This window comes from Thiocapsa rosea (genome assembly GCF_003634315.1).
GTDB classification, from domain to species: Bacteria; Pseudomonadota; Gammaproteobacteria; order Chromatiales; family Chromatiaceae; genus Thiocapsa; species Thiocapsa rosea.
The window spans coordinates 2,404,523-2,420,366 of record NZ_RBXL01000001.1; the positions used below are offsets into that span (position 1 = coordinate 2,404,523).

The following is a 15,844-nucleotide window of genomic DNA, read 5'->3' on the forward strand; positions in this document are numbered from 1 at the left end:
AAGCCGTCGACGGCGTGGATGAGGTTCTCTTGATGGATATGATCCTCGTCCTCAAAGCACTCATCCCCGGCATCGTCGAGGGACTGACCGAGTTCTTGCCGATCTCCTCGACCGGGCATCTGATCATCGTCGGCTGCCTACTCGGCTATACCGACGAGCAGAGCAAGGTCTTCAAGATCGTCATTCAATTCGGGGCCATCCTGGCGGTCTGTTGGCTTTGTCGCGAGCGGATCGTGCGCGTGGTGCGCCGTATGTAGTTGCCCACCCCGGAGCGGCGTTTCGCGTACAACATCCTGATCGCCTTCCTGCCCGCCATGGTGCTGGCGACGGCCTATACGGGGCTGGTGCAGTGGTGATACGGACGCTGGCCGAAGCTCAGCCTCGGGGTGTCGGCTCGGCGATCCATTCGCGCCAGACGGCAAGCAGAATGGCGATAACGATGGGGCCAATGAAGAGTCCGACCAAACCGAAGGCTGCAATCCCGCCGAGCACCGCAAACAGAACCAGGACAAAGGGAATCCGCGCGGCACTGCTGATCACCAGCGGTCGAAGAAGATTGTCGATCTGGCCGACGACCAGGATTCCCCAGGCCGCAAGGCCGGCGGCCGCCCAAACCTCCCCCGTCAGGAACAACCACAGACACACCAACGCGATGACCAGCGGTGTGCCGAAGGGGATCAGCGCCAGGAAAGTGGTGACCACGCTGAGCAGGATCGGCGTATCGATCCCTGCCACCCAATACCCGAGTCCCGCCAGCGTTCCCTGAAGCAGGGCCGTCAGGACCAATCCGTATAGGACACCCCGCGTCGTGTCGCCGATCGCCTTCAGATAAGACTCGGCGCGACCGCCGAGCAACCCCATCAAGAGCCGGCGCGTCTGCTCGAGCAATCGGTCCCCGTCGCGATACAGAAAGAAGGCGGTCAGTACGGCAAAGCTGAACTTGAAGGCAGTCGCCCCGATGTCGCCGACCAGTCTCAGCGAGTCGTTTACGAGGGGCTTGAGCCACTCGAGGATCTGGTGGCGCAGCGCCGTGGGGTCGTCGGCGGCCATGGCCAGCAGGCGCTCGAGCTCGGCTCCGATCCACGGGAGCTTCGCGACGCCGGGCGGAAGGATCTCCGGCCCCTGTGTGAGGAGAGCGGCGGCCTGCGAGTAGAACGCCGGAACCTCCGACTGAAGCATGAGGAGGACCCACAGCACGGGCAAGACGAAGACCAGGGTGAGCAGCACGCTCATGACGAAGGCGCTCACGCCGACGTAGGGGTTCAGGAGTTCTCTCAGCCGAAGATGTAGGGGCCAGGTGAGATAGACGAGGATCAGGCCCCAAGCAACCGGCACGAGAAAGAGGTGCAGCACCCGGTAGCTCAGGATCAGAAGGCCGATCAAGAACGCGGTGAGGGCGATTCGCCCGCCGAGTGCCCCGGTAAACCCTTTGTCGGTCATGTTAGGAGGATGCCCTCACTGCGCGGAGAAAATGGTCGTGGTCGCCAAAGATACTCGATGCGGAGCAGTGGAACAGATCCCGTTCGCAGCGCAGTCGCGTTATTTGCAGCCGGGGCGTGCCCCGCTGCGAGAGTCGGCACGTGTTTCGGAGCGGGTGCTACAATCGCGCCGCCGTTTCGAGGCCGGGCGCTCGCGCCCGTCGTCATGAGCAGTTCTTCCTTTACGCGGTGATCTGAGATGGTTCTTTCCGGCATGAGCGTCTGGGAGCGTCTTATGGTGCTGGTCGCGGTGGTGCTCCCGTCGAGATCCAAGCGCCTTCCGGGCATCACGTCGGACCCGGCTTGGCCATTCGGGATTTCCGGCGCTCCGTCTCGGGCGACGGCGTTGCTGCTTCTAGCGTATCGGCGAAGGCCGACGACCGGGATTCGGCGTCCCCTCGACGGCCGTGAAGGAGGCATCGATGTGCTCGTCCCGGTGTGCGCGGCGCGGTCCGCATGCTGTCGATCCCGAGAGAGACGCGAGACGCATGGATCCCTTTCCATCGCTGGTGGCCTTGTGTGCTTTGCTGCTGGCCGCCTGCGGTGAGCGTGCCGGCCATCCGCAAGACCCGGGGCGATGTCTACATCGATCTGTCCGCGCTCGGGGAAGGGTACGGTGCGGACCGGGTCGCGGCGGATCTTGATGCGCGCGGCGCGGCCGATTATATGGTTGCGGTGGCCGGCACCATCCGTGCGAAGGGGCTTAACGCCAAGGGTCGACCCTGGGCCATCGCGATCGAGGAGCCGCTGCCGGACCGGCGCGCCGTGCACCGGATCGTCCCGGTTTCCAACCGGGCCATCTCGACCTCGGGTGACTATCGCAACGTCTTCGAGAAGGACGGCAAGCGCTATTCACACGAGATCGATCCCGCGACGGGTGTTCCGATCGAACGCAACCTGGGGTCGGCGACGGTCGTGGGCGAGCGCGCGACCGTCGTCGACGGGCTCGCGACTGCGTTTATGGTTCTCGGCGAGCTGCGCGGTCCGGCGCTTGCGACGTCAGAGGGGCTTGCAGCCTACTTCATCGTTCGCGACCGGGAGGAGCTGCGGGGTGTTGCGAGCCCGGCCTTCGAGGAATACCTTGCCCGGACCACGCACGACGTTGGCCGGGAAGCCCAGTAGGACGTACGGTGCAACCGGTACATCGGAACAGCCCAAATGACCTGGACATCTACGATCTTCCGAACGAAAGCCATCAACGCCGATCACCCTCTCGGCGACACCGGCTTGAGCCGCGTATTGGGTCCGCTTGATCTGACTTTGCTCGGGATCGGGGCCATCATCGGTGCCGGGATCTTCGTGCTCACCGGCGTGGCGGCGGCCACTCAGGCGGGGCCCGCCATCGTGTTGTCCTATATGGTCGCAGGGACGGCCTGTGCCTTCGCCGCACTCGCCTATGCCGAGCTCGCCGCAGCAATCGGGGGCTGCGGCAGTGCTTACGGGTACTGCTACGCCGGGCTCGGCGAGCTCGTTGCCTGGATCATTGGCTGGGACCTCATCCTGGAGTACGGCGTGGCCGTTTCGGCGGTGGCGATCGGCTGGTCGGGGTATGCCAACAACGCGCTCGAGGCGGTCGGCTTGGGCCTTCCGGCCGTTTGGCTGCATGGACCCGCGGAGGGTGGTCTGGTCAATCTGCCTGCCGCCGCAATCGTGCTGACGCTTGCGCTCCTCCTCGGGGTGGGCATCCGCGAGAGTGTCCGGGTCAACGGCGTCATGGTCTTGATCAAGCTCTTGGCCATCGGCGTCTTCCTCGCCGTCGCAGTGGGTCGGGTCGACCCCGCCAACTGGGTGCCCTTCATGCCCTTCGGCTGGAACGGGGTCATGGGGGGCGCTGCGCTCATCTTCTTCGCCTACATCGGCTTCGATGCCGTCTCCACCGCCGCGGAGGAGGCCCGTCATCCGCAGCGCGATCTACCCATCGGGATCTTGGTTTCGCTGGCCGTCTGTACCCTGATCTATATCCTGGTCGCCGCCGTGCTGACGGGGGTTGTGCCATACCCGAGCCTCAATGTCGGCTCGCCGGTCGCCGATGTCATGTTGCGTCTCGGTCACTCCTGGGCGGCCGGTCTGGTGGCCGCCGGAGCCATCGCGGGTCTCACGACCGTGATGCTGGTCCTGTATTACGGGCTGAGCCGCATCGTCCTTGCCATGTCCCGCGACGGGCTCTTGCCGCCGGTCTTCGCGCGGGTGAATCGACGGACGCAGACCCCGCTCCGGGTGATCCTGATCGTCGGCCTCGCCATGGCTGCGGTCGCCGGGCTGACCCCCATCGGGGAGGTCGCCGAGCTGGTCAACATCGGCACACTCGCGGCCTTCTTTCTGGTCTGCGTTGGCGTGATCGTGCTGCGTGTCACGCAACCGGACCTGCCTCGGCCGTTTCGCACCCCCTGGTCCCCCTTGGTTCCGTTGCTTGGCGCCGCCTCCTGTCTTTATCTCGCACTGAGTCTGCCCTGGGTGACCTGGCTGCGGTTCGGGCTTTGGTTGGCGGCGGGGCTTGCGATCTACGTCTATTACTCTCGTCACCACAGCGCGCTTGCGGCGCAGCATTCATAAGAACAATCCGCCATGTTGCATGCCTCGGTCGACTGGATTCTGGCCACGGTCGGTGACTGGTGTTGATCCTGCTGATCTCGCGCGTTCCACTCGTCGCTCATTGAGGTGGTGATCATTGCCTTCATGGTGATCGCCGCGCTCAACTTCGCAACCCACTATACCGCCTGGCGGGCGCGCAGCCTGCGCGCCTATTGGCGTGACGCCGAGGCTAAGGGCGTAGTGGTTGTTTTGCTGGTCAGCACCCTGGGCTGCACGCTCTATCTCTTGATCGTCGGCACCTATAGCGATGTGCTGACCGCGCTGCGCGATGTGAGCTTTAATCTCATCAGCATTGCCACCGACTGCGGCTTCGTCAGTGTCGACTATGCGCAATGGCCGATCTTCGTGCCCTTCTGGATGCTCTTCCTCTCCTCCGTGACCGCCAGCTCGGGCTCCACCGGCGGCGGTATCAAAATGATCCGCACCCTGATCCTGACACGTCAGAGTTCGCGCGAGTTCAGCCGTTTGATCCATCCCACGATGGCGGCACCCGTCACGGTCGGCTGCGTTCAGATCCCGAACCAGGTGGTCTTCGCCATCCTAGGCTTTATCTTTCTTTATGCCATGAGCATTGTCGGGCTAACCTTTCTGCTGATCCTTGGCGGCCTGGACTTCATCTCCGCCTTCACCGCCGTCATCGCCTGTATCAACAACGCCGGCCCCGGCCTCGGTCAGGTCGGTCCCGCCACCAATTACCAAAGCCTCACCGACTACGAAATCTGGGTCCTGAGCTTCACCATGCTGCTCGGAAGGCTGGAGATCTTCTCGCTCCTGATCCTCTTTACGCCGCGGTTTTGGCGCAAGTAAGGCAAACGGGTCGCCACGGTTCCAGTCACCGTCGCAGGAGACCCCCCGCAATCATCTCTGCCGCCGCTCGACCTCCCACCCGCGGCGCGCCAATGCGATTCGACGCGGCACCGGTCGATTCTGCACACCGGCCCGGTTGCCCCGGAGATCTATGCGCTCGCTTGGCTAGGCATCCCGGTGGTGTTCGGTCTGGACGATGCGCGTAAGCGCTTGGCCGCCTATTGGGATCGGCGCTGTGCCGAATCGGGATCCTAACCGCCGTTGGCCTTGCGCCGGCTGCTGACGTGATCCCTGGCGAAGAGAACCGCGAGGGTGACTCCGGTGAGCGGCAGCACGAACCAGAGCATCGCCGCGCCGTAGACGTCAAGCGCGGCGTGGTGCATGGCCGCCATCACCACGTACGCCGTATAGGCCAGGTAATAGGCGAAGAAGAGCCCGCCTTCCCAGCGGGCGATCTCGCGTCCGGTCACGAAGATCGGCAAACAGGCAATCGCCACCGCTACCATCACCGGGAGGTCGAACCGGAGCGCCTGTTCTGCGACCGCGATTCCCGAGGGCGAGACCAGGCTGGCGAGCCCTAGTACCGCAAGCAGGTTGAAGACGTTGCTCCCGACCACGTTGCCGACCGCGATATCGCGCTCTCCGCGGATGCTGGCAACGACAGATGTAGCCAACTCCGGCAGCGAGGTGCCTGCGGCGACGATGGTCAGTCCGATGACGAGTTCGCTCACGCCCAACGCCTGAGCGATGCTGACCGCGCTCGTGACCAAGAGGCGCGAGCCGATCACCAGGATCACCAGGCCGCCCAGCACCCACAGCGGATCGATCCACCAGTGTGTGCTCGACAGGCTCCGATCATCACCCGGGTTCACCCTGTCGGCGAGGGAGGTGCGCTCGCGCAAACCCTGACGGATCTGGAACCCGGTGTAGAGGATGATCCCGGAGAAGAGGATCGCCCCGTCGAGCCGGCCGATGTGACCGTCCAAGGCGAGCAGGAGCACCAGTATGGATGCGCCGATCATCAGCGGCACGTCGACCCGGATCAGTTGACTGCCGATGGCGAGCGGTACGACCAGCGCAGAGAGACCCAGGATAAAGAGGACGTTGAAGATGTTGCTGCCGACCACGTTGCCGAGCGCGATGTCGGCCTGATCGGACCAGGCGGCCGCCACGCTGACCGCCATCTCGGGCGCGCTGGTCCCGAAGGCGACGATGGTGAGGCCGACGATCAGCGACGGGATACCGAGGCGCGCGGCGATGTTGGATGCCCCGCGGACCAGTGACTCTGCGCCCGCCGTCAGAAGGACCAAACCAACCGCCAACGTCAGTATCGTCAATAACATATCGATTGCCCTCGCGGTGGCTCTCTGCGTGGGCGCGGATCATGACACGCGGTCGGTCAGGTCACAAGATCAGCACGAAGGTCGCCGCGAGTGCCCCTCGGCCGTGGAGCGACAGCCCTCTATGCAGGCCGTTTTCTCGGCCCTCTCAGGCATCCATCGGTCGCTCGAACTTCTCATGTCCGAGCACCTCGACATCGGCCACGAATACGGTCAGGTGGTAGCCCTGACCGATCAAGGCATCCAGGTTATCGAGCAGGCCCGACAAGCGCTCCGGCGGCACAATGACCTTCAGAAGCAGGTTGGTGTCGATCTCCAGATTGCCCGACTGCAAACCGTCGGAGCCGGCGCCGCGGGCGCGCAGCAGGGTATAGCCGCTCAAGCCGCAGCGCCGCACCGCGGCGATCAGCCGTTGCTCGAGCACATCGGTGGTGATGACGGTGACGAGCTTCTCGGGGACAAGGCGGTGCATCTGGGTGGGCTCCTGCGGATTGAGATAGGACGGGCCGACCGGGCGCGAGGGTCGCCGCGTCGTCTGTCATGACCAGGTCCAGCCGACCAACAGCTGGGCCAGATAGTGATAGATCGGGATGCCGACGACGACGTTGAACGGGAAGGTCACGCCGAGCGACAGGGTCAGATAAAGCGACGGATTGGCCTCCGGCACCGCCAAGCGCATCGCGGGCGGGACGGCGATATAGGAGGCGCTTGCACCGAGCACCCCGACCAGCGTCGTGCCGCCCACCCCGAAACCGAGCATTAGGTGTCCGACCGCCACGCCGATCACGCCGCCGATCAGCGGCATCACCAGCCCGAATGACACGAGAGCAAACCCGACGCGTCGAAAGTCGCCGAAGCGTCGCCCCGCCTCGAGTCCCATCTCCAAGAGGAACAGGCACAGCATGCCCATGAAGATGTCCGTCGTGAAGGGGTGTAGCGACTCCATGGCCGTCGGGTTGGCGATCGCACCGATCAGCATCGACCCGATCAGGAGGACCACGCTGCCGTTCGTAAATGCCTCGCGGAGGATGTCCCCCAGATGGCTTTGGCCGCGTTCGGTCCCGGTCGTACGGCTTGCGTTGGCCTTGGCGGCGCGACTGCGGCTCCAGCTCGCGAGCAAGAGGCCGACGACGATCGCCGGGGACTCCATCACCGCGAGCATGATCAAGGGATAGCGTTCGTACTCGATCCCTTGACTCGACAGGAAGGCGATCGCGGTCAGGAAGGTGCCGGCGCTGACCGAGCCGTAGTGGGCGGCGATTGCGGCGGCGTCGAGCGGTTCGACGCGCCGCATGGCAAGCAAGAGACCGAAGGCGATGATCGGCAGCAGGAACCCGAGCACCAGAGCCCAGATGACTGCCGCAAGGGCCTCGCCGAGGTCTGCATTCGCCAGTTCCACACCGCCGTGTAGGCCGATCGAGACCAGCAGGTAGATGGAGAGGATCTTCGCCAGATCGGGCGGAAAGCGCAGGTCAGACTTGATCAGACGTGCGATGAAGCCGAGCGCGAAGAAGAGCACGGCCGGGATCAGCAGGTTGGAAAACGCGGACATCATGCCTCTCGGGTCCCGGACGGGGCTTGGATGATGGGGACTCGGGATGTATACCGAGCGCACATGGGTTCTTCGCCGCATTGCACGCCCCGCTCATGCAGGGCCTGTGTAGCACCTCCTCGCCGTTGGGGCCGCTACACCGTGTCGGCGTGCCTTGCGTCCCGATGCGCGCGGGACGCACCCTGCTCTCCGAAAAACCCACACTCTCTCACTCTAAACCGCGCCCAGCGCGGTATGCGATGATCTCGGAGAGGTCTGGACACGGTTTAGCTTAACCCTGCGCAGGCCGTGGTAATAATCGATGGTTGTGATACATGACATCGATAAAAAAGATGTATCCGATATGGACCTGAACCGAGCCCAGCACGATTTGCGATGTTTTTGGATCGGGTCGGCCCCGGCAGACTTGACGTCCGCTGGAGCCTAGGCAGTGTAACGCATTCAAAAATATATTATTTTAAACCGCGTCCCCGCTAAGGGCCGTGGATGGATCAAATGTCGGTAACTGTTCAGGTAGCCAACTGCCTTACGGCAAGTGCGGCATCGGAGGCTGACCCCGGAAGGTCATCACCAGGGCGGGATAGAGATCGATCGACTGCTTGCGCAGGGTGGACAGATAGGAGCGTACCGTGGCGAAGGCCGCGGCACCTTCGGGCGCGCGGAAGCAGCCCGAGACCTTTTGCTTGAGCTTGGGCATGCGCAGGTCGCGCTCGGCTTGGTTATTGTCGAAGGGGACGCGCAGGTCCGTGACAAACCGCATGACCTCGTCGCGGTGGGTGCGCAGGCGTGCGACCAGGTTGTAGGCCGGCGTCTGTTTGACCCGTCGTCGACTGCCCGGTGGCGGGAGGCGTTGGGGATGAAAGAAGGCCCCCTCGGCGAGGATGGTGTCGTAACGGGTGAAGAAGCCCTCCACCACCGGGCCGGGGAGGGTTTCGAGGCCGGCCGCGCGGGCGGCGATCGTGGCGTCGTTGGCCTCGCACAGCAAGGCGATCAGCTGCTTGGGCCAGGACAGCACGGGGTCGGCTTCGGCCAGGGCGATAAGCTCGCGCAGGTGATGGGCATTGCAGAAGGCGTGCTGTGCCGGGGTGCTCAAGTACGCCCGCCAGTGGTCGTGGACCAGGATGCCGCGAAAGCCGTCGAGCAGACCGATGCCGGTCAACGCCTCGGCGCCGCGCTTGGCGTGCACGGCATAGAACGTCAGGACCGAGGTGCACAGCACATGCAGCCACTGCAGGGCGCCGGCGACGCGCATCCCCGTTTCATCGGCATGGGCCACGACGCTGCGCACGATGGATTGACCGATCGCCGCCACGGGTGCCGCCAAGCGCGCCGCCGCCTCGCGACCCATCCCGACGAGGGTGGCCGGGGAGAGCGTGATGCCCGCCAAGACACCGAGCAGCTCGGCGCTGCGCCGATAGGGTAAGAGCTGATAATGCGTCAAATACACCGCCAAGGCCGACAACCCGGGGCCATACTGCACCGGCGCACCGAGCGCGTCCGGGAAGGCGCTGCAATGCACTTGGTCGCAGCTACACACGCCGGTCACGGTCCGATACTCGGTGACCTCGCGGCGCACGACCAAATCGATGACCTGACGGCGCTCGGGCAAGACCTCGACAGCCAGCTCGGCGCAGTCGCGCCCGCAGCCGCAAAGCCCCTCCAGGGGCACAACGATGCGGTGCTCGGGATCCTCGACCAGGGCTCGGGTGGCACCGGGATGATCCTTCTGACCACCGGGCTTCATGCCGCTGCGCACGCGGCGCGAGCGCGGCGGCGGTTTCTTGAACGGCGGGTCCGAGGTCGGGGGCTTGCTGGAGTTGTGGCTATCCTTGCCCAAGCGCGCTTCCAGCTCGCGGATGCGCTGGAGCAGTTCGGCGATCTGTTTCGCCTGCTCGGCGTTCTGCGCCCGCAACCGCGTCAGCTCGGCATCTTTGCTGTCGGGGCGGTCGGTTGTCGGTGGCGGCTTAGGCATGTCGCAAACTTACCGCCCCAGGGTGTTGTTTGGCAAGCCAACCTGAACAGTTACAAATGTCGAACTCAATCGACAGTGAGCATCTCGCTCCGGACGCGGTTTAGGTCGATCAAACGGCTGCGCGCATTGCGGCTCGGCGGCCCTCCGGCAGGCTCAGCGGAAGTACTCGCCCGAGCGCTCGGGTTGGTAAGTGACCTCGTCGATGTATACCCGCAGCGTGCCTCCGCCCGGTTTCGGCCAGTCGATCTCGTCGCCCTCGGAGAGGCCCAGCAGGGCGCTTCCCACGGGGGCGAGTATCGAGACGGTCTGTCCGCTTTCATCGACGTCCTTCGGATAGACCAGCGTTAAACAACGCTCTTCCGAAGACGACAGGATGTGGAATCGAACGGTCGATCGCATGGTGACGACCTTGGGCGGGATATCCTTCGCATCCACGACGATTGCCCGAGAGAGCTCCGCCTCCAGATCGGCTTTGCCGGGGAAGTCGGCCGCGTCGACGGAGTCCAGAAGCCGCTCCAGCCGCTCGGCATCCGTTGTCGAAAGAATGATGTTGGGTCGCGTGCTCATGTCGTGTCCTGACTAACGGTAGGGGCGCAGATACCACCATTCGAAGCCGAGCTTCATCCAATGGAAGAGCCGTGTCGAAGGCAGTACCCAGTTGCTCTTTTCGGTGCGTGCGACCAGCATGCCCGTGTCGTTCGCGTCCACGATGCACACCAGCTCGACCTTGAAGGTCTCGCTCGGCGCTTGGCCTTCGAGCTCACCGAGCAGGTTCTTGACGGCTGCACGGGCCTGCAGGTCCGCCATGTGGGCCTGCTTCGGCATCCAGTCCGGACCCGGAAAGCTGCCCGAGTCGCCCGCGACATAGACCCGCTCGTAGCCGGCGACCCGGCAGTGTGCATCGGCCTGCAGCAATCCGCCCGGCGAGCGCGGCAGGTCGGTATTGTCGAACCAGGCATTGCCCGTCATGCCGGGCATGAAGAGGATGAGATCGGCGTCGAACTCCCCGCCCTCGGTCGTCACCTTTGTCTCCGAGAAGGATTTGAGCTTATGGCCCAGATGGGTCTCGATGCCGCGGCGCTTCATTTCCGCGAGGATACCGTCGACCGCCTTTGGGCCGAGCCGAGCGCCGGGGCGTTCGGCCGGGGTGAAGAAATGCAGGCGGAAGCGATCGCGACGACGTTCCTTGCGCAGTTGGCTGTCCATCCCGAAGATGAACTCGAAGATGGGTCCGCCGCGCATGGAGCTCGGCTCGTTGGGGTTGCCGGCGAAGCCCATGGCGATGCTGCCGCCGTCCATCGCCTTGACCCGATCGCGGATCGCCTCGACGGCGGCGATGCCCTCGCATGGCGTGATGGCGTGCTCGATGCCCGGGAGCTTCTTGATAAAGCGCCCGCCGCTGCCGATGAGGAGCCCGTCGTTCTCGACCGGACCGGCGGTGGTTTCGAGCGTCCGCCCGTCCGCACTCAGTCCGGTCGCCTCCCCGGGGAGATGGTGCACGCGCATCCGTTTGAAGAAGGGGCGCAGGTCGATGCGCAGATCCTCGCCGCTGCGGATGCCGCAGGGGACCCAAATCAGGCCGGGATAGTAGATGAATTCGGGCTTCGCGCTGACGAGCGTGATCTCGGCGTCGGGTGCGGTGCGTCGGATGCTTTGGACGGCGGTGAGGCCGGCGAATCCGGAACCGACGATGGTGATGCGATGCATGAATGACTCCGGTGACCCTTAAACCGCGCCTAGCGCGGTATGCGATGTTCTTGGATGGGATCGGCCTCGGCCGACTTGACGACCGTTGAAGCCGACACGGTTTAATCGATTAAGAAATATATCATTTTAAACCGCGCTCGGTGCGGTATGCGTCATGTGTTGGAATGGCTTCGCCGCGCCAGCACCGACGACTGTCGGAGTTGGCGCGGTTTAACACGCACAGGGTTTGGGCTTCGGGTCGGGCGCGCCGCCGCGACCTATCGGCTCGACTCCAGCAGCGGCTCCAGAACCGGCCAGACGTTGTCCAGGATGCGCGGCTGCGCCTCGGCCGTCGGGTGCAGTCCGTCGGCCTGCATCAGATCCCAATTCTCGGCGACTCCGGCGAGCAGATCCGGCACCAAGGGGATGGATTCGGTCTCGGCGACCTCCCGGAAGACGGCTTGAAAGCCGTCGGTGTAAGCCGCACCGTAGTTGGGCGGGAGGCGTAATCCGGCCAACAGGATACCGCTGCCGGCGTCTCGACTACGCTGGATCATTTGCGCGAGGTTGTTGCGGATGACCTCGAATCCCAGGCCGCGTAAGCCGTCGTTCGCACCGAGTTCGATCAGAACCAAAGCGGGTGCATGGTCGTCGAGCAGCGCACCGAGTCGTGTCAGCCCCCCGGCCGTCGTATCGCCCGAGATGCTCGCATTGACGACACGGTAGTCCAGTCCACGCTCGCGCAGACGCTCCTCGAGGAGCGACACCCAGCCGCTCTCGCGATCCAAACCGTAGCTCGCACTCAGGCTGTCGCCGAGGATCAAAATGACCGGCGGGCTGAGCGACGGGCTGGCCGGCGCGTCGGTCGCGGTTCTCCCGAGCGTCATGGCGGGCAACAACATACAGGTCAGTAGGAGTAGACGGATCATGTCAGGGCAAAGACCTCGGGCCGTGTCGAAAGCGGTCGCAGTGGGGAAGCATGTTACGGGGCCGGCCGGCGGCTTGACCATCCTGGAGCGTCTCGACCTGGAGATCCAGGCCGGCGAGGCGGTTGCCATCCTCGGTGCCTCCGGATCCGGCAAGTCCACACTATTGGGGCTCTTGGCCGGTCTCGACAGTGCCACCTCGGGCGAGGTGTGGCTGTGCGGCCAGCGCGTCGACGATCTCGACGAGGACGGGCGCGCGGCCCTGCGCAGCGGTCGGGTCGGCTTCGTCTTCCAGAACTTTCAGCTCCTGCCGACCCTGACCGCGCGCGAGAACGTGCTGCTTCCGCTCGAGCTGACCGGGACGCGCGATGCCGCGCGCCGCGCCGACGAGGCACTGGATCGGGTCGGTCTGACCCCGCGTGCCCGACACTATCCGCGCCAGCTCTCGGGCGGAGAACAGCAGCGTGTGGCCATTGCCCGCGCCTACGCCCCGCGTCCCGAGGTGCTGTTCGCCGACGAGCCGACCGGCAACCTCGACCAAGTCACCGGTGAGCACATCATCGATCTCCTGTTGGAGCTGCGCAGCGACGCCGGTGCGGCTCTGGTGCTGGTCACCCATGACGCGCGTCTCGCCGAGCGCTGCGATCGGCGTCTGCACATGGCGGCCGGCCACTTGGAGCAAGGCGCGTGAAGACCTGGCGCATCACCCTGCGACTGCTCGGTCAGGACTGGCGCAGCGGCGAACTCTATCTGCTCGCCTCGGCCCTGATCCTGACCGTTGCTGCCATCACGGCGGTGGGCTTCTTCACTGATCGTGTCGAAAGCGCCATGGCCCGTCAAGGCGGGGAGCTGATTGCGGCGGATCTCGCCCTGGAGTCGGCCACACCGCTGTCGACCGAATACCGTGAGCAGGCGGAGCGTATGGGACTCGCTACCGCCGGGATCATCGAGTTTCGCAGTGTCGTGACGGGCGATGACGGTCCGCAGCTCGTCCAGGTGAAGGCTGTCGATACCGCCTATCCGTTGCGCGGAAAATTAAGCGTCCGCGATGCCTCCGACGCGCCGGTTCGCGAGGTCGAGACGGGTCCGCCGCCCGGCGAGGTCTGGGTCGAGTCGCGGCTCTTGCCCTTGCTCGGTGCGGCGCTCGGCGACGAGGTCGGTCTCGGCGAATCGCGTCCGCGCATGGGCGCCATCCTGAGCAACGAGCCGGACCGCGGCGGTGCACTCTTCGCTCTGGCCCCGCGGGTCATGCTGAGCCAGTCGGACCTCGCGGCCACCGGCCTGATCACCGAGGCGAGCCGGGCCGAGCATCGCCTCTTGGTCGCCGGGGACGCTGCGGCCGTCGAGCGGTTCAAGCGGGCCGTCAAGCCGGTTCTGCCGGTCAACGTCGATCTGATCGACGGCAGCACCGCCCGGCCGGAGTTCGAGTCCGCGGTCGATCGCGCGTCGCGTTTCCTGCATCTCGCCACACTCGTCACCCTGCTGGTCGCCGGAGCGGCCATCGCGTTGGCCAGCCGTCGCTTCGTCGAGCGCCAGACCGACGCCGTCGCCGTGATGCGCTGTCTGGGGGCACCCAATCACCTGCTGATGCGGGTCTTCATGATGCGACTGGTGCTCTTCGGTCTGATCGCCAGCCTAGTCGGCTGTCTGCTCGGGTGGCTGGGACAGCTCGGGCTAATGAGCCTGCTGTCGGACTGGTTCGCGATGGATCTCCCGACGCCTTCCCTTGCACCGGTCGTCGTCGGCGTGGCAACGGGCCTGGTCGCGCTCTTGGGTTTTGCGCTCCCGCCCCTGTTCCAATTGGCGCAGGTCTCGCCCTTGCGTGCGCTGCGTCGCGACCTGGGTGCTCCGCGCGGCTCGGCCATCCTGACGGTGGTCGGTGCCGCGTCGGCCCTCGCCCTCCTGATCGTCTGGCAAGCGGATGATTTCCAGCTTGCTTGGAAGCTGATGGCCGGCGTCCTCGGCGCGGTGGCGAGCCTGGTCATCACGGTCCTCGTGCTGGTGTGGCTCGCAGGCGGACTCGCCGGGCGCGCCCGTGGGGTCTGGCGACTTGGGCTCGCGGCCTTGGCGCGACGACCCTCCGCAGCGGTCCTGCAGATCTCCGGCCTGGGGCTCGGGATCCTGGCCTTGCTGCTGCTCGCCGTGGTGCGCGTCGATCTGCTCGCGGCCTGGCAGGAGACGCTGCCCGAGGGCGCGCCGAACCACTTTCTGATCAACATCCAGCCACAGGATGTCGAGCCGCTGGGGCTGTTCCTGCGCGAGGCGGGGTTGGGCGAGTCGGCCATCTACCCGATGATCCGCGGCCGACTGGTGCGGATCAACGATCGCACGGTCGTTCCGTCCGACTTCGAGAATCCGCGGGCCGAACAGCTCGCTTCGCGCGAGTTCAACCTGAGTCAGGGCGCCGACCTTCAATCCGACAACCGCATCGTCGCCGGCGCCTGGTGGCCCGACGCGGATGCGCCCCCGGAGTTCTCGGTGGAGGAGGGCATCGCCGAGACGCTCGGCATCGCCTTGGGCGACGAGATCGCCTTCCTGGTGTCAGGGCGCGAGGTGAGTGCGCCCGTGACCAGCCTGCGCGAGGTCCAGTGGGACAGCTTCAACGTCAACTTCTTCGTCATCTCCTCGCCCGCGCTCCTCGGGTCCGAGCCTGCGACCTACATCACCAGCTTCTATCTGCCCGAGGAGCGCGAGACGGTGGTCCCGGCGCTGGTGAAGGGCTTCCCGAGCGTGACCCTGCTCGACGTCGACGCCTTGCTCACGCAGGTCCGTCAGGTCGTCGACCGCGGCGTGATGGCTGTGGAATATGTCTTCCTCTTCACGCTCGCGGCCGGGATCCTGGTCATGTACGCCGGCATCCAAGCCAGCCTGGAAGAGCGCCGACTCGAGCACGGCATCCTGCGCACACTGGGCACCGGGCGCCGGGCACTGCTGACCAGTCTGGCCGTGGAGTTCACCGCAGCCGGCATCCTGGCCGGCGCGCTCGCGTCCGTCTTCGCCCAGTTGACCGGCTGGCTGCTGGCCGAGCAGCTTTTCGGCCTGACCTTCAGCTTCAACCCGACGCTCTGGCTGATCGGGGTCTTCGGCTCCGGGGCATTGATCGGAATCGCCGGGACACTGGCGACCTATCCGCTGCTGATTCGCCCGCCGCTGCAGACGTTGCGGCAGGCGGGTTAAACCGCGTCCAGAGCGAGATGCGTAATTTTCAGGTTGTGTTCAGCGTCGAGGGCTTCCTCGATCTTGGCGAGGCGCGGTTTAAAATTTAATCTTTTTAATACCTTACCGCGCCAGATCCGACAGTCGTCGGAGCTGGCGCGGCCAAGCCAATCCAACAAATGACGCATAACACACCGGGCGCGGTTTCAGTGTCGGCGGGCAGTCCCCGTCGCGTGCACTATTCCCGACGGACGGCGTTGGTTTCTTTTTGCTTTCGTCTACGCTTTTAGTGTGGTAAGGCTCAGGCCGTTCCTTTTTGTACGGTACGGCTCGGG

Annotated in this window: 13 protein-coding genes and 1 pseudogene; 6 read left to right on the forward strand and 8 right to left on the reverse strand. The window is 65.0% G+C overall.

The window, feature by feature from the left end; all coding sequences use genetic code 11:
• Window positions 1–32 precede the first annotated feature (32 nt).
• Window positions 33–257 (forward strand): undecaprenyl-diphosphate phosphatase, encoded by a 225-nt coding sequence (locus tag BDD21_RS10635; RefSeq protein ID WP_245969520.1) that lies wholly within the window; start codon window positions 33–35, stop codon window positions 255–257.
• Window positions 258–375: 118 nt separating this feature from the next.
• Here the strand turns inward: BDD21_RS10635 and BDD21_RS10640 are convergent, their stop codons facing one another.
• Window positions 376–1,440 (reverse strand): AI-2E family transporter, encoded by a 1,065-nt coding sequence (locus BDD21_RS10640; protein WP_120797152.1) that lies wholly within the window; start codon window positions 1,438–1,440, stop codon window positions 376–378.
• Window positions 1,441–2,027: 587 nt separating this feature from the next.
• Here BDD21_RS10640 and BDD21_RS10645 point away from each other — a divergent pair.
• The 3 genes and pseudogenes from BDD21_RS10645 to BDD21_RS10655 form a co-directional block, all read left to right on the forward strand.
• Window positions 2,028–2,600, forward strand: coding sequence for an FAD:protein FMN transferase (locus BDD21_RS10645; RefSeq protein WP_342769603.1), 573 nt, complete (start codon window positions 2,028–2,030; stop codon window positions 2,598–2,600).
• Between the two features lie 36 nt (window positions 2,601–2,636).
• The gene (locus BDD21_RS10650) at window positions 2,637–4,031 is read left to right on the forward strand and encodes an APC family permease (RefSeq protein WP_120797153.1); all 1,395 of its coding nucleotides are present in this window, start codon (window positions 2,637–2,639) and stop codon (window positions 4,029–4,031) included.
• A gap of 96 nt (window positions 4,032–4,127) precedes the next feature.
• Window positions 4,128–4,877, forward strand: a pseudogene (locus BDD21_RS10655) (TrkH family potassium uptake protein); the annotation flags it as partial.
• A 251-nt stretch (window positions 4,878–5,128) separates the two neighbouring features.
• Here BDD21_RS10655 and BDD21_RS10660 read toward each other — a convergent pair.
• The 7 genes from BDD21_RS10660 to BDD21_RS10690 all read right to left on the reverse strand — a co-directional run bounded on the left by BDD21_RS10660 (window position 5,129) and on the right by BDD21_RS10690 (window position 12,356).
• Window positions 5,129–6,220, reverse strand: a complete 1,092-nt coding sequence (locus BDD21_RS10660) for a calcium/sodium antiporter (protein WP_120797154.1) — start codon at window positions 6,218–6,220, stop codon at window positions 5,129–5,131.
• A gap of 145 nt (window positions 6,221–6,365) precedes the next feature.
• Window positions 6,366–6,689, reverse strand: coding sequence for a P-II family nitrogen regulator (locus tag BDD21_RS10665; protein WP_120797155.1), 324 nt, complete (start codon window positions 6,687–6,689; stop codon window positions 6,366–6,368).
• A gap of 66 nt (window positions 6,690–6,755) precedes the next feature.
• On the reverse strand, window positions 6,756–7,772 hold the full coding sequence (locus tag BDD21_RS10670) for a sodium-dependent bicarbonate transport family permease (RefSeq protein ID WP_245969522.1): 1,017 nt from the start codon (window positions 7,770–7,772) through the stop codon (window positions 6,756–6,758).
• A gap of 523 nt (window positions 7,773–8,295) precedes the next feature.
• Window positions 8,296–9,741, reverse strand: coding sequence for an IS66 family transposase (tnpC, locus tag BDD21_RS10675; protein WP_120797157.1), 1,446 nt, complete (start codon window positions 9,739–9,741; stop codon window positions 8,296–8,298).
• Window positions 9,742–9,894: 153 nt separating this feature from the next.
• Entirely contained in the window at window positions 9,895–10,308 is a 414-nt protein-coding gene (gene rnk, locus BDD21_RS10680) for a nucleoside diphosphate kinase regulator (RefSeq protein ID WP_120797158.1), read from the reverse strand.
• 12 nt (window positions 10,309–10,320) lie between these two features.
• Complete coding sequence (locus BDD21_RS10685; protein WP_120797159.1) at window positions 10,321–11,448, reverse strand: NAD(P)/FAD-dependent oxidoreductase; 1,128 nt, start codon at window positions 11,446–11,448, stop codon at window positions 10,321–10,323.
• A gap of 257 nt (window positions 11,449–11,705) precedes the next feature.
• Complete coding sequence (locus BDD21_RS10690) at window positions 11,706–12,356, reverse strand: arylesterase (protein ID WP_170164733.1); 651 nt, start codon at window positions 12,354–12,356, stop codon at window positions 11,706–11,708.
• On the opposite strand from BDD21_RS10690, the gene BDD21_RS10695 reads away from it, so the two are divergent.
• Both BDD21_RS10695 and BDD21_RS10700 read left to right on the forward strand, forming a co-directional pair.
• Window positions 12,355–13,044, forward strand: coding sequence for an ABC transporter ATP-binding protein (locus tag BDD21_RS10695; RefSeq protein ID WP_120797160.1), 690 nt, complete (start codon window positions 12,355–12,357; stop codon window positions 13,042–13,044). The genes BDD21_RS10690 and BDD21_RS10695 overlap by 2 nt on opposite strands.
• Window positions 13,041–15,530, forward strand: a complete 2,490-nt coding sequence (locus BDD21_RS10700) for an ABC transporter permease (RefSeq protein WP_120797161.1) — start codon at window positions 13,041–13,043, stop codon at window positions 15,528–15,530. The genes BDD21_RS10695 and BDD21_RS10700 overlap by 4 nt, the downstream gene beginning before the upstream one ends.
• Window positions 15,531–15,844 lie beyond the last annotated feature (314 nt).

What these genes read in the sequence shown, in the direction of transcription:
- BDD21_RS10635 (WP_245969520.1), top strand. Translation starts at nt 33, where the DNA reads ATGGATATGATCCTCGTCCTCAAAGCACTCATCCCCGGCATCGTCGAG.
- BDD21_RS10640 (WP_120797152.1), bottom strand. Translation starts at nt 1,440, where the DNA reads ATGACCGACAAAGGGTTTACCGGGGCACTCGGCGGGCGAATCGCCCTC.
- BDD21_RS10650 (WP_120797153.1), top strand. Translation starts at nt 2,637, where the DNA reads ATGACCTGGACATCTACGATCTTCCGAACGAAAGCCATCAACGCCGAT.
- BDD21_RS10660 (WP_120797154.1), bottom strand. Translation starts at nt 6,220, where the DNA reads ATGTTATTGACGATACTGACGTTGGCGGTTGGTTTGGTCCTTCTGACG.
- BDD21_RS10665 (WP_120797155.1), bottom strand. Translation starts at nt 6,689, where the DNA reads ATGCACCGCCTTGTCCCCGAGAAGCTCGTCACCGTCATCACCACCGAT.
- BDD21_RS10670 (WP_245969522.1), bottom strand. Translation starts at nt 7,772, where the DNA reads ATGATGTCCGCGTTTTCCAACCTGCTGATCCCGGCCGTGCTCTTCTTC.
- tnpC (WP_120797157.1), bottom strand. Translation starts at nt 9,741, where the DNA reads ATGCCTAAGCCGCCACCGACAACCGACCGCCCCGACAGCAAAGATGCC.
- rnk (WP_120797158.1), bottom strand. Translation starts at nt 10,308, where the DNA reads ATGAGCACGCGACCCAACATCATTCTTTCGACAACGGATGCCGAGCGG.
- BDD21_RS10685 (WP_120797159.1), bottom strand. Translation starts at nt 11,448, where the DNA reads ATGCATCGCATCACCATCGTCGGTTCCGGATTCGCCGGCCTCACCGCC.
- BDD21_RS10695 (WP_120797160.1), top strand. Translation starts at nt 12,355, where the DNA reads ATGTCAGGGCAAAGACCTCGGGCCGTGTCGAAAGCGGTCGCAGTGGGG.
- BDD21_RS10690 (WP_170164733.1), bottom strand. Translation starts at nt 12,356, where the DNA reads ATGATCCGTCTACTCCTACTGACCTGTATGTTGTTGCCCGCCATGACG.